Origin of the sequence: Streptomyces sp. NPDC057743 (genome assembly GCF_042798755.1) — a bacterium.
In the GTDB taxonomy this organism is placed as follows: domain Bacteria; phylum Actinomycetota; class Actinomycetes; order Streptomycetales; family Streptomycetaceae; genus Streptomyces.
Genome location: NZ_JBHVJX010000021.1, coordinates 15,632 through 36,130, shown reverse-complemented (window position 1 = coordinate 36,130; position 20,499 = coordinate 15,632). Strand labels below are relative to the sequence as shown.

The window sequence follows — 20,499 nt, the reverse complement described above, 5'->3', positions numbered from 1 at the left end:
TGGACGGCGGGCCGGGCCGGCGCTCAGCCGGCCGCCGCCTCCACCTCCGCGCGCACATGGCAGTCCGCGAGGTGGTCGTTGACCAGACCGCACGCCTGCATCATCGCGTAGGCGGTGGTGGGGCCGACGAACCGGAAGCCGCGCTTCTTGAGGTCCTTGGCGAGTGCGGTGGACTCCGGCGTCGTCGGCTGCACCTCGGCGACGGTGTGCGGCACCGGGCGGCCGGCGCGGGCCGGGGCGTGGGACCAGATCAGGGCGTCGAGCTCGCCGGGGGCCAGTTCGACGGCGACCTTGGCGTTGGCGATCGTTGCGGCGATCTTGGCGCGGTTGCGGATGATGGCCTGGTCGGCCAGGAGCCGCTCGGCGTCCACGTCGGTGAAGCGGGCCACCTCGGCGATGCGGAAGCCGGCGAACGCGGCCCGGAACCCCTCGCGGCGCCGCAGGATGGTGATCCAGGACAGCCCGGACTGGAACGCCTCCAGGCTCATCCGCTCGAAGAGCGCGTCGTCGCCGTGGACCGGCCGACCCCACTCGGTGTCGTGATAGAGGCGGTAGTCGGCCATCTGCTCCGACTCCATCCCCCACGGACAGCGCGGGACGCCGTCCGGCGCCGTCACCACTCCACTCATTGCGGTCCCTCCCCTTCCGCGCGCTCGGCGCGACCGTCTCCGTGCTCCGCGCGGCCGGGGGCTTCCGGTCCGTCGCTCCTCGCCACACCGCCCGGCGCCTCGTCGGTCCCGGGCCGCCCGGGCTCCTCGGTGGGCGCGGGCGGCGCGCCCTCTATGAGGCCCGGCCCGCCCATCGCCGCGGCATGGGCGCCGGCCAGCGCGGCCTCCAACTCGGCGATCCGGGCGTCCCGCTCGGCGAGCTCGGCGCCGACGCGGTCCAGCACGTCGTCGACGTCGTCCATGCGGTAGCCGCGGACGGCCACCGGCAGCCGGACGGCCTCCACGTCGGCCCGGGCCAGCGGGCGGTCCTGGGGCAGCGGGTCGTACAGCGCCGTGGGCTCGGCGTCGCGCAGCCCGCCCCCCTCGCCGCCGGCGTCGCCCCCGCCCACGACGACGAGCGTGACCGCGGCCACCACCACGACCATCGCGATCAGCATGAACCAGAACACGACCATCTCCCCGGACTTCAAGTGCCTGCACCGATCGTGCCATGCGGGTCTGACAGTTAGGGTCGCTGCCGGACCACGGAGAGGGAGTCAGGCAATGCTGCGGCTGGGAAAACGCGAGTTCGGAGCGCATGAGCCGGTGATCATGGCGATCGTCAACCGGACGCCGGACTCCTTCTACGACCAGGGGGCGACCTTCCGTGACGAGCCGGCGCTGGACCGCGTGGCGCAGGCGATCGACGACGGCGCCGCGATCATCGACATCGGCGGCGTCAAGGCCGGCCCCGGCGAGGAGGTCGACGCCGAGGAGGAGGCCCGCCGCACGGTCGGGTTCGTCGCCGAGGTGCGCCGCCGCCACCCCGACGTGGTGATCAGCGTCGACACCTGGCGGCACGAGGTCGCCGAGGCGGTGTGCGAGGCCGGCGCGGATCTGCTCAACGACGCCTGGGGCGGGGTCGATCCGCGACTGGCCGAGGTCGCCGCCCGGTACGACGTGGGCCTGGTGTGCACCCACGCGGGCGGCGTCGAGCCGCGCACCCGGCCGCACCGGGTGGTGTACGACGACGTGATGGCCGACGTGCTGTCGGTGACGCTCGGACTGGCCGAGCGGGCCCGGGAGTTGGGCGTGCGGCGGGACGGGATCCTGATCGACCCGGGGCACGACTTCGGGAAGAACACCCGGCACAGCCTGGAGGCGACCCGGCGGCTCGGGGAAATGGTGGCGACCGGGTGGCCGGTGCTGGTGTCGCTGTCCAACAAGGACTTCGTCGGCGAGACGCTGGACAAGCCGGTCAAGGAACGGGGGTTGGGCACCCTGGCGACCACCGCGGTCTCCGCCTGGCTCGGCGCCCAGGTCTACCGCGTCCACGAAGTCGCCGAGACCCGGCAGGTGTTGGACATGGTGGCCTCGATCGCCGGCCACCGGGAGCCGGCGGTGGCCCGGCGCGGGCTGGCCTGAGGGGACGCGCCCCGGGAGCGCTCGGGGGCCGCATTAGGGGGCGTGGGAACAGATCCCGTAGGGGATGGCCGGGCCCCCTGCGGGGCCACAACGGGCCGGGGGCGGGCGGTATTCCCGCGAGGGCCCGCCTGCCCCGGCCCCAGGGATGCCCCATTGCCTCAACCCCGGGGCCGGCCCGATGAGTCGGGCGCTAGATCCCGACCTCCTTGGTGACCAGGGCGATCGCCTCGTCCACGTCGTCGCTGAGGTGGAACAGCTCCAGGTCGTGCGGCGACGCCTTGCCCTGGGCGACCAGGGTCTCGCGCAGCCAGGAGACCAGCCCGCCCCAGTACTCCGAGCCGAACAGCACGATCGGGAAGCGGGTGACCTTACGGGTCTGGACGAGGGTCAGCGCCTCGAAGAGCTCGTCGAGGGTGCCCAGTCCACCGGGGAGCACGACGAACCCGCGGGCGTACTTCACGAAGCAGGTCTTCCGGACGAAGAAGTAGCGGAAGTCGACGCCGAGGTTCACATACCGGTTCATGCCCTGCTCGAAGGGGAGCTCGATGCCGAGCCCGACGGAGGTGCCGCCGGCCTCGAAGGCGCCCTTGTTGGCAGCCTCCATGGCTCCCGGGCCACCGCCGGTGATCACCGAGAAGCCGGCCGCCACGAGCGCGGCGCCGATCCGCACCCCGGCCTCGTACTCGGCCGTGCCGCGCGGCGTACGGGCCGAGCCGAAGACGCTCACCGCCGGGCCCAGCTCGGCCAGCGCGCCGAAGCCCTCGACGAACTCCGACTGGATCCGCATCACGCGCCAGGGGTCGGTGTGCACCCACTCGGAAGGACCTTCGGAGTCCAGCAGCCGCTGGTCCGTCGTCGTGCCGGTCTGCACCTGGTCGTGCCGGCGCAGTACGGGGCCCAGCCGCTGCTCCTCGGGGACGGGCGCTCCCTCGGGGTTGGCCATGACGTGCTCCCTCCGCTGACAGATCGTTTGCCACTTCAGCGTAGATCGGCCGGTGTGACACGGAGGGGAATTCGGCTGGTATGCGGGCGGACGGCAACGGGGCCGTCCGGTCCCGGACGACCCCGTTGATCAGTCGCTGACCTGCCGCGTCCGTCAGGCCGCCGGGCCGTCGGTCAGCCAGGCGCGCAGCCGCTCCTCGCAGTGCAGGATGTGGTCGACCTCGACCCGCTCGTCCTTCTTGTGGGCCAGCAGCGGGTTGCCGGGCCCGTAGTTGACGGCCGGGACGCCGAGGGCGCTGAAGCGGGAGACGTCGGTCCAGCCGAACTTGGGCCGCGCGGCGCCGCCGACCGCGGTCATGAACGCCTCGGCCGCCGGGTGCGACAGCCCGGGCAGCGCCCCCGGGGAGTGGTCGTCGACGATGAACTCGTCCACGGGGCAGTCGGCGAAGACCTCGCGGACGTGGGCCTCCGCCTCCTCGGGGCTGCGGTCGGGCGCGTAGCGGTAGTTGACGGTGACGGTGCACTCGTCCGGGATGACGTTGGTGGCCACCGCGCCCTGGATGCCGACCGCGTTGAGGCCCTCCCGGTATTCCAGGCCGTCGATGACCGGGCGGCGCGGCTCGTAGGCGGCCAGCTTCGCCAGGATCGGGGCGGCGGCGTGCACCGCATTGGCGCCCATCCAGGCGCGCGCGGAGTGGGCGCGCTCCCCCCGGGTGCGCAGCAGCACCCGCAGGGTGCCCTGGCAGCCGCCCTCCACCTCGCCGTCGGTGGGCTCCAGGAGGACGGCGAAGTCGCCGGCCAGCCAGTCGGGATGGGCCTTGGCGACCTTGCCCAGGCCGTTGAGGTGCGCGGCGACCTCCTCGTTGTCGTAGAAGACGAAGGTGAGGTCCCGATTGGGCGCGGGGACGGTGGCGGCCACCCGGAGCTGGACGGCGACCCCGGACTTCATGTCGGAGGTGCCGCAGCCCCACAGGACGCCCTGGTCGTCCAGACGGGAGGGGACGTTGTCGGCGATCGGCACGGTGTCGAGGTGCCCGGCGAGCACCACCCGCTCCGCCCGGCCGAGCTGGGTGCGGGCGACGACGTTGTTGCCGTACCGGTCGACGGTCAGGTGCGGCAGGGCGCGCAGGGCGTCTTCCACGGCGTCGGCGAGGTCCTTCTCGGTGCCGCTCACGGACGGGAAGTCGACGAGCCGGGCGGTCAACGCGGCGGCGTCCAACGACAGGTCAAGGCCGGTGTGAGTAGAGCGCTCCATGGGGCCGACCCTATCGGCAGCCCTCCGGTACGTTGTGCTGCGTGTCCGCCCAGCCCGTTTCCCCCGCCCGTCGCACCCGTCTGTGGCGCACCGCCGCGGCCTTTGTCGTCCTCCTCGGGGTGGTCGCGTATCTCCTGGTGCAGTACCTCACCAGTGGCCCCGGGGCGCCGCACTGCACGGTGCGCGTCCAGGGTGGTGGGGACCCCTACGAGCTCACGCCCGAGCAGGCCGCGAACGCCGCGACGATCTCCGCTGTGGCGGCCTCGCGCGGGCTGCCGGAGCGGGCGGTGACGATCGCGCTGGCGACCGCGATGCAGGAGTCCGGGCTGCGCAACATCAATTTCGGCGACCGGGATTCGGTGGGGCTTTTCCAGCAGCGGCCGTCCCAGGACTGGGGCACCGTGAAACAGATCATGGACCCGGTCTATGCGTCCGGGGAGTTCTACCGTCATTTGGCGAAGGTGCCGGGCTATTCCCGGCTGCCGCTGACCGTCGCCGCGCAGAAGGTGCAGCGCAGCGGCTATCCGCAGGCGTACGCCAAGCACGAGGCGAATGCCACGCTGCTCACCGGGGCGCTGACCGGTCGCAGCGAGGACGCGCTGAGCTGCACGGTGAGCCACCCCGTGGACAGCCCGGGGCCGGACGGCGCGGCGAAGGTCCGGGAGAAGCTGGTGCGGGAGTTCGGGCCCGAGGTGCTGCCGCGGGCGGTGGGCGCCGGCGGGCGGTCCGCGACGTCGGGGCGGAGCGTGACGGTGCCGGTGCAGCCGGACGGGTTCCGCACGGCGGCCGAGGGCGATACCACGCAGCGCGGCTGGCAGTTGGCGAACTGGGCGCTGGCGCACGCCACCGACCTGCACATCGAGCGGATCTCCTACGCCGGGCGGACGTGGACGGCGGCCGACTCGGGCAAGGGCTGGCAGGGCCCGGCGACGCCCGTCGGTGCGGCGGAGTCGGTGCGGATCACCACCGCGCGGTAGGGGTGTTGGGCCACACCGCGCGGGCCGGGCCGGCAATCCGCTTTCCCTGCACGGAATTTCACCTGACCGCGGCCGTATCCCCGGCCAATTCCCGTGCGTTTTACGGTCCGTGACGTTTCCGCACGGCATCGGCACGCGTGCATATTGCCGCTCTTTAACGAGGGCGGATTATGTGACACGTTGCCAATTCTTTACCGGGGTTCACCGCAACCTTCGGGCACCTGACGCGGTAATCAGGGCGTCCGTCCGCCCGGCGGACATGGCACATCTGTCAGAAGTACGAGTCCTTCTCCGTAAAAGGAGCACCATGTCCCTCCCCGTTACGCGTCGGATCGCCCGAGCCGCCCTGCTGGTCGCAGCGGGCGCCGCTCCCGTGGTCACTGCGGCCGGATCCGCGAACGCCGTGGACCTGCCGCCCAAGGGCAACGAGCTGGGCGGACTGAGCACGCTGGACTCCGCGAACACCAGCAAGACCCTGGACAACACCGCCCGGACCGGCGTCGCCGTGGTCAACGAGGCGGGCAACCAGGCCGCGCGCACCCTCGCGCCGGCGCTGGTGAAGACCCTGGGCCCGGTCGTCGAACAGGCCGCCCCGCTCACCCAGGACGCCGCCCACAAGGCGGCGGACACGGCCCGCCCGGTCCTGAAGAACGGGATCTCGACCGACGCGATCGCCGCCGAGGCGGCCAAGGGCCTGCTCAAGCCGGCCGCCGGCCTGCTCGGCGGGCTGCCGCTCGGCGGCCGGTGAGCAATCGTTCCACCACACGCCGCGCGACGACGCGGGGGCCCGGGGAGAACGCCTCCCCGGGCCCCCGCGCGTTCAGCGCGTCACCGGCTCAACTCCCGGACAGCCGGCGCACCGCGGCCGCCACCCGCTCGTCGGTGGCGGTGAAGGCGATCCGGACGAAGCGCTCGCCCGCGGCGCCGTAGAACTCGCCGGGGGCGACCAGGATGCCGCGCTTGGCGAGGTCGCCGACGGTGTCCCAGCAGGGCTCGTCGCGGGTCGCCCAGAGGTAGAGCGACGCCTCGCTGTGCTCGATGCGGAAACCCGCGGCCTCGAAGGCGGTGCGCAGCGCGGCCCGGCGGCGGGCGTAGCGCTCGCGCTGCTCGGCGACGTGGGCGGTGTCGCCGAGCGCCGCGACAGTGGCGGCCTGGACCGGCGCGGCCATCATCATGCCGCTGTGCTTGCGGATCTGGAGCAGGTCGCCGAGGACCGCGGAGTCGCCGAGCAGGAACGCCGAGCGGTAGCCGGCGAGGTTGGAGCGCTTGGAGAGCGAGTGGACGGCGACGAGGCCCTCGTAGGAGCCGCCGCAGACGTCCGGGTGCAGGACGGAGACCGGCTCGGCGTCCCAGCCCAGTTCGAGGTAGCACTCGTCGCTGACGACCAGCACGCCGTGCTCGCGGGCCCAGGCGACGGCGCGGCGCAGCTCGTCGACGGTGAGCACCCGACCGGTGGGGTTGGACGGGGAGTTGAGCCAGAGCAGCTTCAGGCCGGCCGGGTCGAGCGCCGTCCCCGCGGCGGAAGCCGCAAATGTCTCAGCGTCGTAGGTGACCGGCTCGGCGCCGGCCAGGCGGGCGCCGACCTCGTAGGTGGGGTAGGCCAGCCGCGGGTAGGCCACCTTGTCGCCCGGGCCGAGGCCCAGTTGGGTCGGCAGCCAGGCGACGAGTTCCTTGGAGCCGACGACCGGGAGCACGTTGGGGTGGGCGAGGTCGGGGGCGCCGAGGCGGTCGGCGGCCCAGCCGGTGAGCGCGTCCCGGAGCGCGGGGGTGCCCCACACCGTCGGGTAACCGGGGCTGTTGGCGGCGTCGGTGAGCGCCTGCTGGACCAGCGCGGGCACCGGGTCGACCGGGGTGCCGACGGAGAGGTCGACGATGCCGTCGGCGTGCCCGGCGGCGGTCGCCTTGTAGGGCTCCAGGCGGTCCCAGGGGAAGACGGGAAGACGCTGGCGAAGCGACTGGCGGGGGGAGACTGCGCCCACGGTGCTCTCTTTCTCGTACGGGCCCGCTCGCGGGGTGGCGCCGGGGAACGCCGGGACGCGAAAACGCCTCGGTCCCGTACGGCGTGGCCGTACGGGACCGGGCGGCGCCGTGCGGCCTTCCCCAGCTCACGCCGGGGCTGCCCCCGGCTGCCTCGGAGGTGCGGGAGAGCGGGCCGGCTCCCCTCCGCCCCTCCGGGCGGTGTGGATCAGTGGTCCTGGTTCTGCGGCGGCAGCGCGGCGATGAACGGGTGGTCGCGCTCGATCAGGCCGAGCTTGCTGGCACCACCCGGGGAGCCGAGCTCGTCGAAGAACTCCACGTTCGCCTTGTAGTAGTCCTTCCACTCCTCCGGGGTGTCGTCCTCGTAGAAGATCGCCTCGACCGGGCAGACCGGCTCACAGGCACCACAGTCGACGCATTCGTCCGGGTGGATGTACAAGGACCGAGAGCCCTCGTAGATGCAGTCGACGGGGCACTCCTCGATGCATGCCTTGTCCTTGACGTCGACACAAGGCTGCGCGATGACGTAGGTCACGCTGTCGTTCCTCCTCGGTAGGGCCGGCGGACCGATCGGCGGTACCGCCGCTGGGCGCGCGGGAGCGCGGCGTCGTCGATGCCCGCCACCTAGTATCTCCGTTCCCGGGCACGAGACGAACAAGAGGGGCGGTTAGAGAGCGATGGAATTCCTTGCCGGCGGTCGCGCTGCAGTCCGCATCACCCATGCTGACGTGGGCAAAAGGGTATCCGTCCGGCGTCTGACCGGGGCCGGCGCGGGGGCTGGGGCGTTCACGGACGCGGTCGGCGTTCTCACATCATGGGACGACGGTGTGCTGAGCATCACACGACGCAGCGGCGAGTGTGTGCGGATCGACGAGTCTTCGCTGGTGGCGGGCAAGGTAGTGCCCGCGGCGCCGGCCCGGAGGAGGGGTCCGGCGGCCTCGGTGCGCGAGCTCCAGGAGGTCGCGGCCCGTGGCTGGCCGGCCATTGAGACAGAGCTTCTCGGGGAGTGGACGCTGCGCGCTTCCGGAGGCTTCACCCGGCGCGCCAATTCCGTCCTGCCGCTCGGTGACCCCGGTGTCCCGTTGGACGAGGCGCTGGCCCGGGTCACCCGGTGGTATGCCGAGCGCGGGCTGCCCGCCCTGTTCACCGTCGCCACCCAACGGGCCGACGCCGAGGAGCGCCTGGCCGGCGAACTCGCCGCCCGTGGCTGGCGCGACGAGGCGCACACCTCGGTGCGGACCGCGGCCCTGGCGCCGCTGGCGGACACCGGCGCGGACACCTCCCGGGTGCTGCTCTCCCGGCAGCCGGACGCCGACTGGCTGGGCCTGTACAACCGGACCGGGACGCCCACCGCGGACGCGCTGGCGGTGCTGGCCGGCGGCCCGTCGGTGTGGTTCGCGCGGGCGCCGGCGCCGGACGGGGGCACCGAGGCGATCGGTCGGCTGGTCGTCGACGGGCGCTGGGCGGGCTTCGCGGCGGTGGAGACCGCTCCCGCGCGGCGGCGCCGGGGGCTGGCGAAACTGGTGATGGCGGCGCTCGCCGAGCGGGCCCTGGCCGAGGGCGCCTCCGCGGCGTACCTCCAGGTCGAGGCGGACAACGCGGGCGCGCTGGCGCTGTACGACGGGCTCGGGTTCACCGAGCACCACGGCTATCACTACCGGCGCGGCCCGGCCGACGGCGCGACCGGGGCCTGAGGAGGTATCCGTCCGGTATGGGTGAGCGAGCGGAGTGCGGCGGGGAGCCGGAGCGGGATGCGGCGCGCGAGATGCGGCGGCGGCAGTTCGCGGCCGCGGCCCGCGAGGAGCGGCCCGACCTCGCCCTGCTGTGCCTGCTGATCAGCGCCGAGGCCGACCCGTCCCTGGACGAGGCCGGCATCGACGCGGCGCAGATCGAACTCGACCGGCTGGCCGGCGCGCTGCCCTACGCCCCGGCCGGCGGCCCCGGCGCCTGGGCCCGCAACCTCGCCGAACTGCTGGGCACCCGGCACGGGTTCCGGGGCTCGTCCAGCGACTACCGGCGGCTCGCTTCGTCGCTGCTGCACGAGGTGGTGCGGCGGCGGCACGGCCTGCCGATCCTGCTGTCGGTGGTCTGGATGGAGGTCGCCCGGCGGGCCGGGGCGCCGGTCTACGGGGTGGCGCTGCCGGGCCACTTCATCGTCGGGCTCGGGGATCCGGCCGGGCGGCACGTGCTGGCCGACCCGTTCGAGGGCGGGCGGCTGCTCACCGACCAGGACGCGGCGATGCTCGTCGCGGGGGCGACCGGCGAGGCGCTGACGCCGGGGATGCTCGCGCCGGCCGGCCCGTTGGAGATCGTCCAGCGGATCCTCAACAACATCCGGGCCTGGGCGCAGGCCCGCCCGGAGCACAGCGCGGTCCATCTGTGGGCGCTGGACCTGTTGTTGCTGCTGCCGAGCCATCCGGCGCGGCTGCGCCACGAGCGCGCCCGGCTCCTGGTGCAGCGGGGCGAATTCCTGGCCGGGGCGGCCGAGTTGGAGGAGTACGCGCAGGTGCTGGAGCCGGTCCAGCCGGCGGCCGCGATCACGCTGCGGCAGGAAGCGGCGGCGGCCCGGGCCCGGCTCAACTGACGGGCCGGCGGCGCGCGGTCAGGCCGTCGCGGACCGGGCCGGCGCCGCCGGGGCCTCGTCCGCGGGGACGCGGCGGACGATCAACAGCGTGGCGTCGTCCTTCAGGTCGCCGCCGGTGAAGTGCTCCAGGTCGGCGCGGAGCGTGCGGGCCAGGTCGGCGGGCTCCAGTTCCACCCAGGCGGCGATCCGCTCGGCCAACGGGTAGAAGTGGCCGTCGCCGCTGCGGGCCTCGGTGACACCGTCCGTGCACAACACCGCCCAGTCGCGCGGCTGCGGGCTGATCAGGGCGCTCCGGCGGGACTCGCGGCTCAGCCCGGCCAGCCCCAACGGGAGCCCGCCCTCGCCGTCGAAGCGCTCGTGGACGCGGCCGTTTCGCACCAGGTAGTACGGGATGTGGCCGCAGGACAGGACGCGGGCCCGGCCGGGGGCGCGGAGCTCCAACAGCAGCGCGGTGACGAAGCGCTCGTCGGTGCCCTCCTGCGCGGAGCGGGCGTTGTAGCGGGTCAGCGCCTGCTCCATCCGGCCCGCCACGCCCTCCAGCGACTCCTGGTACTGGGCCGCCTCGCGGAACGACGCCAGCACCTCCAGGCCCGCGCCGATCGCCGGCATGCCCTTGCCCTGGACGTCGCCGATCAGCAGCCGCATCCCGTGCGGGGTGTCGACGGCGTCGTAGATGTCGCCGCCGACCCGGGCGCCCTCCTGGGCCGAGACATAGAAGCCGTACGCCTCCAGGGCGCCGGCGCGCAGCGGCAGTTCGCGCAGCATCGCCCGCTGCACGGTGTCGGCGACCAGGCTGGTGCGGGCGTGCAACGCCTCGCGCTCCAGCCGGGTGCGGCACAGCACCAGCGAGAAGACGCCCACCAGGAACGCCCCGAAGACGCCGACGACGCGGCTGGCCGGGGCCCAGTCGGGCACCGTCAACAGATCGACGTAGGTGAGGCAGACGACGTAGACGACCGCCACCAGCAGCGTCCGGTGGTAGGAGCAGCGCAGCGCGGCGATCAACGGGGCGATGCCCATGAACGCGGAGATGTGCAGCTCCGGGCCGGTCGTGGCGTCGACCGTCGCGACGACCACGATGGCGAGGATCAGCAGCACGGGGGCGAGAACGCCGTCCTCGGCGGGGCGGTGGGCTGGCATGACACTTCAAGCCTGCGGGACGTTCCGCGCGCCCGCACAGGGGCGAAGGTCCGCCGGAACGCCCGACGGAGGTCCCGGGCGCGGCCGGCGGCGCGGGGGCGGGCGTGGGCCGTTGGAAACGCCCTGGGACCTGTCTAATGGGGCAGGGGCTGACTGGCGCTGGGGCGTCTGGTGCGGTGCATCGCAAGGCCGGAGCGGCCTGACAGCGAAGCTATGGGGACGCTTCGGCAACGCCACGAGGTGCCGTGCCAGACGCCCCGGCCCCGGTCAGCCCCTGCCCCATCGGACCGGCCCTAGAGCCAGCCCTTGTCGCGGGCGGTGCGGACGGCCTCGGCGCGGTTGCGGGCGCCGGTCTTCTGGATGGCGAGCGAGAGGTAGTTGCGGACCGTGCCCTGGGAGAGGTGGAGGGCGGTGGCGATCTCGGCGTTGGTGGCACCGTCGGCGGCGGACCGGAGGACATCGCGCTCGCGCTCGGTCAGCGGGCTGGCGCCGTCGGCCAGCGCGGCCGCCGCCAGCGCCGGGTCGATGACCCGCTCGCCGTGCCGCACCCGGCGCACCGCGTCCGCGAGCTGGGCCGCCGGGGCGTCCTTGACCAGGAAGGCGTCCGCGCCGGCCTCCATGGCGCGGCGCAGATAGCCGGGGCGGCCGAAGGTGGTGAGGATGACGACCTTCACGCCGGGCAGCTCGTCGCGCAGCCGGGCCGCGGCGTCCAGCCCGGTCATCCCCGGCATCTCGATGTCCAGCAGCGCGACGTCGATCGCGTGCGCCCTGGCCTGGGCGAGGACCTCGTCACCGCGGGACGCCTGGGCGACGACCTCCAGGTCGTCCTCCAGGGACAGCAGCGCCGCCAGCGCCTCTCGGACCATCGACTGGTCCTCGGCCAGGAGGAGTCGGATCATGCGGGCCAGCTTACGGCCCGGCGCGGGCACGGCGGCCGGGAGTCCGTACGCGGGGCAGCGGGCGCCCCTTAGGCGGGGCCGTTCACCGGCTCCGGGGAGCTGTCCGGCGTGGATATCGGCCCGTCCGGGGACGGGGCCGGGGCGCGCAGCGGGACGAAGGCCCGCAGGACGAAGCCGCCGGAGCCGGGGGCCTGGCCGGTCTCCAGATGGCCGTCAGTGAGCGCCAGCCGCTCGCGCAGGCCGGCGAGGCCGTTGCCGTCGTGCTGGGCGCGGGACGGGCCGTCCCCGTCGTCGGCCACGGTCAGGCAGACGTAGCGGCGCTCGTCCACCTCCCACTCCTCGGTGAGCAGCAGCTCGCAGCGGCGGGCGCCGCTGTGCCGGACGACGTTGGTGACCGCCTCGCGCAGCGCCCAGGCCAGGGCGCCCTCGGTGTCGTCGGTCAGCCCGCGGTGCTCCTCCTCCAGCGACGGGTCGACGGTGAGCGCGATCTGGGCCGTGCGCAGCGCGGCGCGAGCGCCGGCCAGCTCCACCGCCAGGCGGGGGCGGCGGTAGCCGGTGACCGCCTCGCGGACGTCGACCAGGGCCTGGCGGCTGACCCGCTCGATGTCGGCGACCTGCTTGGCGGCGTCGTCGGGGCGGCCGGGCAGCATCCGCCCGGCCAGCTCGCTCTTGAGCGTTATCAACGAGAGCGAGTGCCCGAGCAGGTCGTGCAGATCGCGGGCGAGCCGCAGGCGCTCCTCGTTGGCGGCGAGGCGGGCGACCTCCTCCCGGGCGGCCCGCAGTTCCTGGGTCGTACGGACCAGGTTCTGCACGCCGACCATCACGAAGCCGCTGCCGAGGGCGGGCAACGCGTAGGCGAAGAGGTAGTAGTTGCGTATCTCCGGATAGCGGATGCCGACGGCGATCAGCACCGCGGTGATGAGCGGGATGACCCAGCGGGAGCGCTGCCAGGGCAGCACCACCGCGGAGGCCACGCTGGTGAAGATGAACAGCACCAGCCAGGAGTAGCCCAGCGTCCAGGTCAGGAGGACGGAGAGCAGCACCATCACGACCAGCGGGGTGTGCCGCAGGGCGAGCGGCGGCTTCCGCAACAGATGGCGGAAGACCAGGAGGACGTAGGCGAGGACGAAGAGCGTGAGGCCGACGACGCCCCATATCCGCTGGCCGGTGCTGAAGCCGCGGTTGCCCAGCTCGGCCACCGGGCCGGCGAGGTAGAGCAGCCAGATGGCGATCCACATCGACTTGCCGATGGCCTGGCGGCGGCTGCGTGGCCGCTGCCCGATCAGCACCGGGTTGCGGTCGTCCACCACGCTCCTCGTCTTCACCGGTCTCATGCCTTTCGAGTGTCCTTGCGGTACAGCCAAGCCGCACCGCCCACGAAGAGGATGAGGTAGCCCAGCAGGATGGCCACGTCCTTGGCGTGCGGGGCACCGCCTGCCTCGACGGCGGTGCCCAGCGCCGCGTAGGCGTGCGTCGGGAGCCATTCGGAGATGTTCTGCACCCACTGTGGCAGCAGCGTCATCGGCATCCACAATCCGCCGAGGAAGGCCAGCGCGAAGAAGCAGAGCATGGAGATCGGGCGGACCGCGTCGCCGGTGGCCACGTAGCCGATGGCGACGCCCAGGGCGGCGAAGACGAAGCTGCCGAGCCAGGTGCCGACGGCGATGGCGAGCCACTGCCAGGCTTCGAGCCGGACGTCCTTGACGACCGCGCCGGCGAGCAGGACCAGCAGGATCGAGGGCAGGCTGACCGTCGCCGCGGCGGCTATCTTCGCGGCGACATAGCCCCGGCCGGGCAGCGCGGTCAGCCGGAGCTGACGCACCCAGCCCTGCTCGCGCTCCTTGGCTATCCGCTCGCTGTTGCCGAGCAGGACGGCCGTCATGGCACCGAACGCGGCCATCGAGACCATGTAGTAGAGGCCCATGGTGAGGCCGGTGCCGGTGAGCGGCTTGTCGTCGGCACCGCCGGCGATGAGGGCGTAGAGCGCCGGCGGGTAGATCACCGAGAAGAACATGAACTTCTTGTTCCGCAGCGCGCGGAGGATCTCCAGCTTGATCAGAGTGGTCATCGGGCCGCCTCCTCGGCGGTGGTGATGGCGATGAACGCCTGCTCCAGGCCAAGGCCGGAGACTTCGAGGTTGCGCGGGTAGAGACCGAGGCCGTAGAGGGCGTGCACGGTGGCGTCGGCGTCCTGTGACTGGATGCGGACGGTGCGCGCGGCGCCCGCGGCGGAGCCGCTGTGGGACACGGTCAGGGACGTCAGGTGCGGCAGGACCTCCAGCGCGCTGCGGTCGGGCAGCTCGTCCAGGTCGAAGGTGATCCGGCGGGCGCCGGCCCGGGCCTTGATCTCGGCGGAGGTGCCGTCCGCCAGCACCCGGCCGCGGTGCAGCACGATCACGCGGTCGGCTATCTCGTCGGCCTCTTCGAGGTAGTGCGTGGCGAAGAGGACGGTGCGGCCGTCGTCGGCCTGGCGGCGCATGGCGCCCCAGAAGGTCTGCCGGGAGGAGACGTCCATGCCGGTGGTGGGCTCGTCGAGCACGATCAGGTCGTTGGCGCCGGCGGTGGCGAGGGCGAAGCGCACCCGCTGCTCCTGGCCACCGGAGAGCTTGCCGACGAGCCGGTCCGCGATGTCGGTGATGCCGGCGGTGGCCATGATCTGGTCCACGGAATAGCCGCGCGGATGCAGATCGCGGGCGAGCCGGACCAGCTCGCGGACCTTGACGCCCTCCATCAGGCCGCCGCTCTGCAGCATCGCGCCGACCCTGCCCTCCTGTATGGCGCGCTGCGGGGTGGTGCCGAAGAGGGAGACCTCGCCGGTGTCCGGGGTGCGCAGGCCGAGGAGGAGGTCGAGGGTGGAGGACTTGCCCGCGCCGTTGGGGCCGAGGAGGGCGACGGTCTCGCCGGGGTGCAGCTCCAGGTGGAGGTCGGCCACCGCGCGCACCGCGCCGTAACTCTTACTGACCCCCTGGAAGCTGACCACCGGGGCCCGTCCCGCGTCCTGCGCGGCGGTGAGTGTGGTGGTCGCTGTCGTCGTCATGGCATCGAGTTTCCTCGACCGACGGTGTCGTCCGGCAGTGTCAGGTGTCCGCAAAGCGGCATGACAGATGTCATGGGTGAGGCCCCCTAGGGGAATCCCGGAGGACTCTCCCCAGCGGACCTCTGACCTGCGGTAATGCCTCCCCCTCTGGGCGCTCGCGGCTCCTCCTAGTTCGCAGCCTCATGCGTGCCGAGCCGACCGTGGCCTTCGAAACGCGCTCCCCGAACGGCTCCGCGAACTGCCTTATGACGCGAAGATGTCGGCTGCCCACCGCGTTCCGCGAACTCTCCCGGAATCCATCAGAAGGGCGGAGAATAAAGCTGACGCTGAGCGTCTTGATACGGGACGAACAAGGTCACCGGAACCAACTACCGATACCCAAGAACGACCCTCGACCGAAACGAGGGATATCACCATGCGCTCAACGAAAGCCACCGTGCGAAGAGTTGCCGTTGCCGTGTGCGCAGCCCCCATACTCGCCATGACAACCGCCGGCGCCGTCAGCGCGGCAGGAATCCCCACCTCGACACCGCACGCATTCGCGTCATCCTCCGCCTACCTGGCGCCCCACTGCTCGGCCCCGCCGTGCCCCCCGGGCACCGACTCCGGTGGAAACGGCTCCGGCGGCAATGGCTCCGGCGGAAACGGCAGCAGCCACCACGGCGGCATGTGGAATGGGTGTCACAGCAACGCGTGCATCAACTCGTTCGGCAAAGACAGCGACGAGAACGAGCACGGCCGGGAGCACCACCGCCACCACCACGGCGAAGAATACGACTACCCAACACAGCAACTACAGCGCCACGTTCGGTAAAGAGGACGGGCGTTCACGCCTCACAGAAGACACCGTCGAGGAATTTGCGGCAGGAACCAGTCCGCAACTCCCCTGGAATTAGGGGACTAACTCCCGCTCTCACGTCGACACTTGGCGGAACAAAGGAAGCAGGCAGCCCAAGGCGCTGAGGAAGACCGGGAGAAGGCCGAGAGAAGGCCGAGAGAAGGCCGAGAAGACGGCACGGAAGGCCCAGAAGCTCGCCGAGCGGGCTGGCCGCCCTGGAGACCGGCAAAAGACCGGCGAACTCGCCGCTGCGACCTGATGTGCTCTCAAGGGTTCCGCAACGTCAGAGGCCCTTCCGCCCACTGGACGAAAGGGCCTCTGACCTGCTGGTGTCGAGGATACGGCGGTCGGGAAGCGGAAATCCCGGCCGTCAGCTGCCGTTGGTCGCGATGGTCTGGACGCGCTCGGCCGGGGTGGTGCCCTGCAGCGCCTTGCCCACCGCGCTGGCCACCTCCTCGACGCTGACCGGGTGCTTGCTGCCGTCGCCCTTGGTCACCATGACGCCGTCGAAGGTGGTCCCGTAGAGCTCCTTGAGGGCCGGCCGGTCGTAGTAGGGCACCAGCTCGCCGCTCACGATCTTGAACGAGAAGAACTTCGGGATGGACTTCTGCGGGCTGAAGGAGACCGCGTGCCGGGGGTCCGTCCGCACCGTGATCAGCCCGGACATCGCCGGCTCGGCGTACTGCTTGAGCGCCTTGTCCACCGCGGCCTTGCTGACCTTGGGCTGCTGGGTGGTGGCGGCGAGCACCACGGGAGCGTCGCTGCCGGTGCTGACGCGGTTGAGATAGGCGTCGGTGATCTTGCTCTCGGAGGCCGCGGCGTCGATCGCCTTGTGGGGCGCGCCGTAGTGCGGCACCGCCTTGCCGTTCTCGAATGTGATCCCGCCGTCGGCGGTGGCGTCCGCCGGGCCGGTCACGCTCTGGAGCGCGACCCCCAGCTTCTCCTTGTCGGCGATCACCGCCGGCTGGGCGGTGCGCTTGACGCCGAAGAGCGAGCCGATGACGGAGACCGGGTTGTAGTCCCGGCCGGCCGCGTTGCGGACCGTCGCCTGGAGGTCGATGTCCAGGCCGGCCCGGGCGGGCAGCAGGCTCTCGGACTTGCCGTCGACGGTGATCTTCAGCGGTGCGGTGCGGCGGTCCTTGAGGGCGGTCTCCAGCTTCTTGACCGCGTCGTCCTTGGAGCTGCCGCCGATGTCCACGCCGAGCGCGGTGGTGTTGTTCGGCACGTCGGCGTGGTCGAGCAGCAGTCCGGCACCGTAGGCGACGCCGGCCAGGACGACCACGGCGACGCCGAGGAGCACCAGCTTGTTGCGGCCCTTCTTGGGCGGGTTGATCGGCTCGGGGATCTTGGGGCGGGGCTTGGCGGCCGCGCCCTCCTCGCCCTTGCCGGGGGCCGCGGCGAACGGGGTGGCGGTCTTCGGACCGTCCTTCCCGGGAACCTTGGGGATCCCGCCGACCAGGGTGTCGCCGGACACCTGGCCAACGGGGCCGCCGCTGCGCGGGCCGCCCTTGGGGCCAGGCCCGGCGCCCTTGTTCTGACGGGGAGCGCCCAGGCCGCCCGCGATGCCGCCGCTGACGCCGGGGCCGGCACCGGCCGGGGGCTGCGGGGTGAGCTCGGCGGTGTCGTCGCTCAGTCGGCCGGCGGCGCTCTTCCCGGCGCTGGGGTCGCTGAACCCGGGCGGGAGGTCGAGCGCGGAGTCGCCGCGCGCCGGGCCGGCCGTCGCGCCGCTGGGGCCCTGCGGGCCGTCGAACGGGCTGCGGTCGGCGGCGGGCCGCGCCGGGGCGTCGAACGGCGAGCCGCCGCGCGGGCTGCCGTCGAAGGGCGACGCCTCGGCGCGCGGACCACCGTCGAACGGGGAGGGGCCGGCCAACGGGTCGCCACCGGGCGCGTCGCCACCGAAGGGGTCGCCCCCCAGGGGATCGCCGCCCGTCGGGCCCTTGCCCAACGGGTCGTTGTCCAGCGGCTTCTTGCCCAACGGGCCACTGCCCAGCGGGTCGTTGCCCAGGGGGTCCTTGCCCAACGGAGCGCCGCCCAGGGGGTCGCCGCCCAGCGGGTCGTTCTCGTAGGGCGCGGCGGTGTGGCCGCGGCCGCCGTCGAAGGGCGTGCCGCCGCCCTGCGGTGCGGGCCCGGAGGCCGCCGCCGGGGCGTCCGAGAAGTACGGCAGGTCCGGGCGCTGCTGGGTGGCCGGGCCGCCCGCCGCCGCTGCCGGCGTCCCCGGCACCTGGTGGGTGCCCGTGGTGGACGACTGCCCACCGGCCGGCCCCTGGGGCTTGCGCGGCGCGAACCAGTCGCTGGTCGTCTTCTCCTTCGGGGCGGCGGGTGCCTCGTCCGCCGCCTCCGGTCGCGGCGTCTGCGCCGTCCGCTCGGCGGCCCGCTCGCCACCGAAGGCCGGGCGGGACGTCCCCTGGGACCCGGAGCCGCCGGCGGAACCGCCGGATGCAGCCGATGCGTTCATGCCGGACTCCTCACCGACGGGCTTGCGCACGACGACCGGCGGGATGGGGCGGGACCCCGGGATATTGATCTTGATCCGCGTCGTCAGCGTGGTCTCGGTCTTGGGCTCCTCCGGCCGGTCCGCGGATCCGGACGCCGACGCCTCGCCGGCTTCTCCCCTGGGCGAGCCGTAGGGCGGTGTCCCCGACGGGTACACGGCTCCGCCACGACCCCGAGGGCCGGAGGACGAACTGTCAGATTCACGACTCAAAGCAGGTTCTCCCGGTTGGCTCCGCCGCTCGTCAGACATGATCCCCCGACCTGAAGGCCGGGCGGGGAGCCTCCAACGTCAGCTGGAGGGGCGCCCCCAGGGCGGCGCGGCGGCGCGCACCACCATACTGTCCGCCGCCGTCCGGCACTCCGAGTGCGCGGCAAGGCCGCCGCATCGGCCGTGCCGCCGGCATGGGGGCCGGTCGCCCGCAACTACGCGGCACACGCCCCGATATGGGCCGCGTCATCCGCCAACTCGGCCACGGGGCGCGGCGGTAGCGCGGAACTGGTGCGCGGTGGCGCAGATCACAGCGATCACGATGCCGCCCAGGAGGAAGGCGTACGAACCGAGCCCCGGCCCGAACAGGAAGTCGCCCTCCGGTCGAACGTCGCTGATCAGCAGGAACACCGTCACCAGCCAGGCAGCGCCGGGCACCAGCACCCCGCCCGCGGTCCCGGTCGCCCTGGAACCCCCGTAGAAGAGGGCACCAATTCCGGCCAGCGCCAGCAGCAACCCGCCCGGGAACCAGGCCGCTTGGACGAGCGTGCCGGCGAGCGCGACCAGGACACCGGCCACCAGCAGCAGGACGTAGGTGCCCACCCGGCCCGGCGTCAACGGCGCGCTCGCGGGGGCCCCGCCCGGCGGCGCCGCGGGGGTGCCGCCGCGCGCCGCGGCGCCGCCACCGGACGCCCGGGTCCGCTGCCCCTTGTTCGCGCCCTTGTCAGGGCCTTTGTCCGCGTCGGCGCCGCCCTTGTGGGGGCCGCGCCGGGCCGCGGTCCCGCCGCCCTTCGACGTCGTCATTCCGCCGCCTCCTCACGTCGGGCGCGCTCGGGCGCCCCCGTCGAACCGGCCGACTCCGCGATCCCCGCGAAGAGATCGTCCTCACGCTCCCCGTCGGCCGCGCCGGACTTCCCGTGCACCAGCCGGTAGTGCTCGGTGCCGAACAGCGGCTGGCCCAGGTTGTTGGAGAGCGCGAAGAACGCCCCGTCGATCACGATCTGCGTCACATGCGCGCGCATCGCCGCGGCCTTCGCCTCCGCGTATCCGTCCGTGCCGGTGAGCGTCGCGGTGACCGCGTCGTCGGGCACCACGCCGGGGATCTCGCCCACCGCCGCGACCCCGGCGAAGCCGTGCTCGGCAGCGGCCACCGCGGCCAGACCGGCCTCGACCTCCGAGCGGGGGTTGCAGTTCCAGTAAATCTTTTCGATCGCATACGCGCCGCCGAGGTCCGGGCGGAAGTCGGCCCGCGCGGCCAGCTCGGCGGCCCGCATCGCAACGCGGTGGGCCTGGATGTGGTCGGGGTGCCCGTATCCGCCATTCGGGTCATAGGTGACCAGGACCTGGGGACGGACCTCCCGGATGACGGCCACCAAGTGGGCCGCGGCCTCGTCCACGGGGGCCTGCCAGAAGCAGTCCGCCCGGTCGTTCTGGGGCGCGCCCATCATCCCGGAGTCCCGGTAGCGGCCGGGGCCGCCGAGGAAGCGGTGGTCGGTGACGGCGAGGGCGGCCATCGCGTCGGCCAGTTCGCGGACGCGGTACGGGCCCAGGGCGTCGTCGCGGTCCGGTGCCAGGTGGGCGAGCCCGGGCGGGATGACCTCGCCCTCCTCGCCACGGGTGCAGGTCACCAACGTGACCCGGGCGCCCTCGGCCGCGTACCTGGCCATGGTGGCGCCGTTGTTGATCGACTCGTCGTCCGGGTGCGCGTGCACCAGGAGGAGGCGGCGACTGGGAGCGTCGCTGCGCCCCGCGGGCGGGTGGGAGGTCATGCGGACAGCCTACGAGCCGGCCGCCGCGCCCCCGGAGGCCGCTCTGCACGACCGCCCCGGGGCCCGCCGGAGCACGGAGCCGGGGCGGGCCGGCGGAGGGGCGGTCAGCGGCTCAGAACTTGATGCCGCCGATCATCCCCGCGACGTTGGTCGTCAGGCTCTTGATCGTCGGGGCTACGGACGAGCTGGCCAGATAGAAGCCGAGCAGCATACAGACGAAGGCATGCAACGCCTTGAGCCCGGACTTCTTGATCAACAAGAAGACGATGATCGCCAGCAGCACCACCGCCGAAATCGAGAGTGCCACGG

At 73.0% G+C, this 20,499-nt stretch carries 20 protein-coding genes; 5 read left to right on the top strand and 15 right to left on the bottom strand.

Translation table 11 applies throughout. From position 1 onward, the window contains the following. Positions 1-23: 23 nt before the first annotated feature. Together ACFVFQ_RS23835 and ACFVFQ_RS23830 are read right to left on the bottom strand one after the other, a co-directional pair. Positions 24-629: a DNA-3-methyladenine glycosylase I gene (locus ACFVFQ_RS23835; protein ID WP_383419328.1), complete on the bottom strand. Its 606-nt coding sequence runs from the start codon at positions 627-629 to the stop codon at positions 24-26. After that, positions 626-1,117: a DivIVA domain-containing protein gene (locus ACFVFQ_RS23830; protein WP_383419326.1), complete on the bottom strand. Its 492-nt coding sequence runs from the start codon at positions 1,115-1,117 to the stop codon at positions 626-628. Before ACFVFQ_RS23830 ends, ACFVFQ_RS23835 begins: the two co-directional genes overlap by 4 nt. Positions 1,118-1,211: 94 nt before the next feature. Here ACFVFQ_RS23830 and folP point away from each other — a divergent pair, with 94 nt between their 5' ends. Next, entirely contained in the window at positions 1,212-2,072 is an 861-nt protein-coding gene (gene folP, locus ACFVFQ_RS23825; RefSeq protein WP_383419324.1) for a dihydropteroate synthase, read from the top strand. A 190-nt stretch (positions 2,073-2,262) separates the two neighbouring features. Here folP and ACFVFQ_RS23820 read toward each other — a convergent pair whose 3' ends face one another. Next, positions 2,263-3,015: a TIGR00730 family Rossman fold protein gene (locus ACFVFQ_RS23820; protein WP_274913485.1), complete on the bottom strand. Its 753-nt coding sequence runs from the start codon at positions 3,013-3,015 to the stop codon at positions 2,263-2,265. A 153-nt stretch (positions 3,016-3,168) separates the two neighbouring features. Further along, entirely contained in the window at positions 3,169-4,269 is a 1,101-nt protein-coding gene (gene dapE / locus ACFVFQ_RS23815) for a succinyl-diaminopimelate desuccinylase (RefSeq protein WP_383419322.1), read from the bottom strand. Between the two features lie 41 nt (positions 4,270-4,310). Here dapE and ACFVFQ_RS23810 point away from each other — a divergent pair, with 41 nt between their 5' ends. Together ACFVFQ_RS23810 and ACFVFQ_RS23805 are read left to right on the top strand one after the other, a co-directional pair. Next, positions 4,311-5,246: a heavy metal transporter gene (locus tag ACFVFQ_RS23810; protein WP_383419319.1), complete on the top strand. Its 936-nt coding sequence runs from the start codon at positions 4,311-4,313 to the stop codon at positions 5,244-5,246. 307 nt (positions 5,247-5,553) lie between these two features. Then, entirely contained in the window at positions 5,554-5,994 is a 441-nt protein-coding gene (locus ACFVFQ_RS23805; protein WP_383419317.1) for an ATP-binding protein, read from the top strand. An 88-nt stretch (positions 5,995-6,082) separates the two neighbouring features. On the opposite strand, the gene dapC is transcribed toward ACFVFQ_RS23805, so the two are convergent. Both dapC and fdxA read right to left on the bottom strand, forming a co-directional pair. Next, entirely contained in the window at positions 6,083-7,225 is a 1,143-nt protein-coding gene (dapC, locus tag ACFVFQ_RS23800) for a succinyldiaminopimelate transaminase (RefSeq protein ID WP_383419315.1), read from the bottom strand. Between the two features lie 206 nt (positions 7,226-7,431). Continuing rightward, positions 7,432-7,758, bottom strand: coding sequence for a ferredoxin (gene fdxA, locus ACFVFQ_RS23795; RefSeq protein ID WP_016573354.1), 327 nt, complete (start codon positions 7,756-7,758; stop codon positions 7,432-7,434). 142 nt (positions 7,759-7,900) lie between these two features. Between fdxA and ACFVFQ_RS23790 the strand changes: the two genes are divergently transcribed. Beyond that, the gene (locus tag ACFVFQ_RS23790; RefSeq protein WP_383419312.1) at positions 7,901-8,917 is read left to right on the top strand and encodes a GNAT family N-acetyltransferase; all 1,017 of its coding nucleotides are present in this window, start codon (positions 7,901-7,903) and stop codon (positions 8,915-8,917) included. 17 nt (positions 8,918-8,934) lie between these two features. Then, entirely contained in the window at positions 8,935-9,807 is an 873-nt protein-coding gene (locus ACFVFQ_RS23785; protein WP_383419310.1) for a tetratricopeptide repeat protein, read from the top strand. Positions 9,808-9,825: 18 nt separating this feature from the next. Here the strand turns inward: ACFVFQ_RS23785 and ACFVFQ_RS23780 are convergent, their stop codons facing one another. From ACFVFQ_RS23780 to ACFVFQ_RS23740, 9 genes are all read right to left on the bottom strand, one after another. Next, entirely contained in the window at positions 9,826-10,947 is a 1,122-nt protein-coding gene (locus ACFVFQ_RS23780; protein ID WP_383419308.1) for a PP2C family protein-serine/threonine phosphatase, read from the bottom strand. Positions 10,948-11,240: 293 nt separating this feature from the next. Next, positions 11,241-11,846: a response regulator gene (locus tag ACFVFQ_RS23775; RefSeq protein WP_383419306.1), complete on the bottom strand. Its 606-nt coding sequence runs from the start codon at positions 11,844-11,846 to the stop codon at positions 11,241-11,243. Between the two features lie 68 nt (positions 11,847-11,914). Further along, positions 11,915-13,180, bottom strand: a complete 1,266-nt coding sequence (locus ACFVFQ_RS23770) for a sensor histidine kinase (RefSeq protein WP_383419304.1) — start codon at positions 13,178-13,180, stop codon at positions 11,915-11,917. Beyond that, positions 13,177-13,914, bottom strand: a complete 738-nt coding sequence (locus tag ACFVFQ_RS23765; RefSeq protein ID WP_383419302.1) for an ABC transporter permease — start codon at positions 13,912-13,914, stop codon at positions 13,177-13,179. The genes ACFVFQ_RS23770 and ACFVFQ_RS23765 overlap by 4 nt, the downstream gene beginning before the upstream one ends. Next, positions 13,911-14,882: an ABC transporter ATP-binding protein gene (locus ACFVFQ_RS23760; protein WP_383419300.1), complete on the bottom strand. Its 972-nt coding sequence runs from the start codon at positions 14,880-14,882 to the stop codon at positions 13,911-13,913. Before ACFVFQ_RS23760 ends, ACFVFQ_RS23765 begins: the two co-directional genes overlap by 4 nt. Positions 14,883-16,090: 1,208 nt before the next feature. Then, positions 16,091-18,370: a hypothetical protein gene (locus ACFVFQ_RS23755; RefSeq protein WP_383419298.1), complete on the bottom strand. Its 2,280-nt coding sequence runs from the start codon at positions 18,368-18,370 to the stop codon at positions 16,091-16,093. A gap of 297 nt (positions 18,371-18,667) precedes the next feature. After that, positions 18,668-19,225, bottom strand: a complete 558-nt coding sequence (locus ACFVFQ_RS23750) for a DUF6113 family protein (protein ID WP_383419296.1) — start codon at positions 19,223-19,225, stop codon at positions 18,668-18,670. After that, entirely contained in the window at positions 19,222-20,190 is a 969-nt protein-coding gene (mshB, locus tag ACFVFQ_RS23745) for an N-acetyl-1-D-myo-inositol-2-amino-2-deoxy-alpha-D-glucopyranoside deacetylase (RefSeq protein ID WP_383419294.1), read from the bottom strand. The genes ACFVFQ_RS23750 and mshB overlap by 4 nt, the downstream gene beginning before the upstream one ends. A gap of 112 nt (positions 20,191-20,302) precedes the next feature. Beyond that, positions 20,303-20,497 (bottom strand): hypothetical protein, encoded by a 195-nt coding sequence (locus ACFVFQ_RS23740; protein ID WP_383419292.1) that lies wholly within the window; start codon positions 20,495-20,497, stop codon positions 20,303-20,305. Positions 20,498-20,499: the final 2 nt, after the last annotated feature.

Coding starts and splice junctions, on each gene's coding strand:
- ACFVFQ_RS23775 (WP_383419306.1), bottom strand. CDS start 11,846: ATGATCCGACTCCTCCTGGCCGAGGACCAGTCGATGGTCCGAGAGGCG.
- ACFVFQ_RS23820 (WP_274913485.1), bottom strand. CDS start 3,015: ATGGCCAACCCCGAGGGAGCGCCCGTCCCCGAGGAGCAGCGGCTGGGC.
- ACFVFQ_RS23750 (WP_383419296.1), bottom strand. CDS start 19,225: ATGACGACGTCGAAGGGCGGCGGGACCGCGGCCCGGCGCGGCCCCCAC.
- ACFVFQ_RS23790 (WP_383419312.1), top strand. CDS start 7,901: ATGGAATTCCTTGCCGGCGGTCGCGCTGCAGTCCGCATCACCCATGCT.
- ACFVFQ_RS23760 (WP_383419300.1), bottom strand. CDS start 14,882: ATGACGACGACAGCGACCACCACACTCACCGCCGCGCAGGACGCGGGA.
- folP (WP_383419324.1), top strand. CDS start 1,212: ATGCTGCGGCTGGGAAAACGCGAGTTCGGAGCGCATGAGCCGGTGATC.
- dapE (WP_383419322.1), bottom strand. CDS start 4,269: ATGGAGCGCTCTACTCACACCGGCCTTGACCTGTCGTTGGACGCCGCC.
- ACFVFQ_RS23765 (WP_383419302.1), bottom strand. CDS start 13,914: ATGACCACTCTGATCAAGCTGGAGATCCTCCGCGCGCTGCGGAACAAG.
- ACFVFQ_RS23785 (WP_383419310.1), top strand. CDS start 8,935: ATGGGTGAGCGAGCGGAGTGCGGCGGGGAGCCGGAGCGGGATGCGGCG.
- ACFVFQ_RS23780 (WP_383419308.1), bottom strand. CDS start 10,947: ATGCCAGCCCACCGCCCCGCCGAGGACGGCGTTCTCGCCCCCGTGCTG.
- ACFVFQ_RS23835 (WP_383419328.1), bottom strand. CDS start 629: ATGAGTGGAGTGGTGACGGCGCCGGACGGCGTCCCGCGCTGTCCGTGG.
- mshB (WP_383419294.1), bottom strand. CDS start 20,190: ATGACCTCCCACCCGCCCGCGGGGCGCAGCGACGCTCCCAGTCGCCGC.
- ACFVFQ_RS23770 (WP_383419304.1), bottom strand. CDS start 13,180: ATGAGACCGGTGAAGACGAGGAGCGTGGTGGACGACCGCAACCCGGTG.
- ACFVFQ_RS23805 (WP_383419317.1), top strand. CDS start 5,554: ATGTCCCTCCCCGTTACGCGTCGGATCGCCCGAGCCGCCCTGCTGGTC.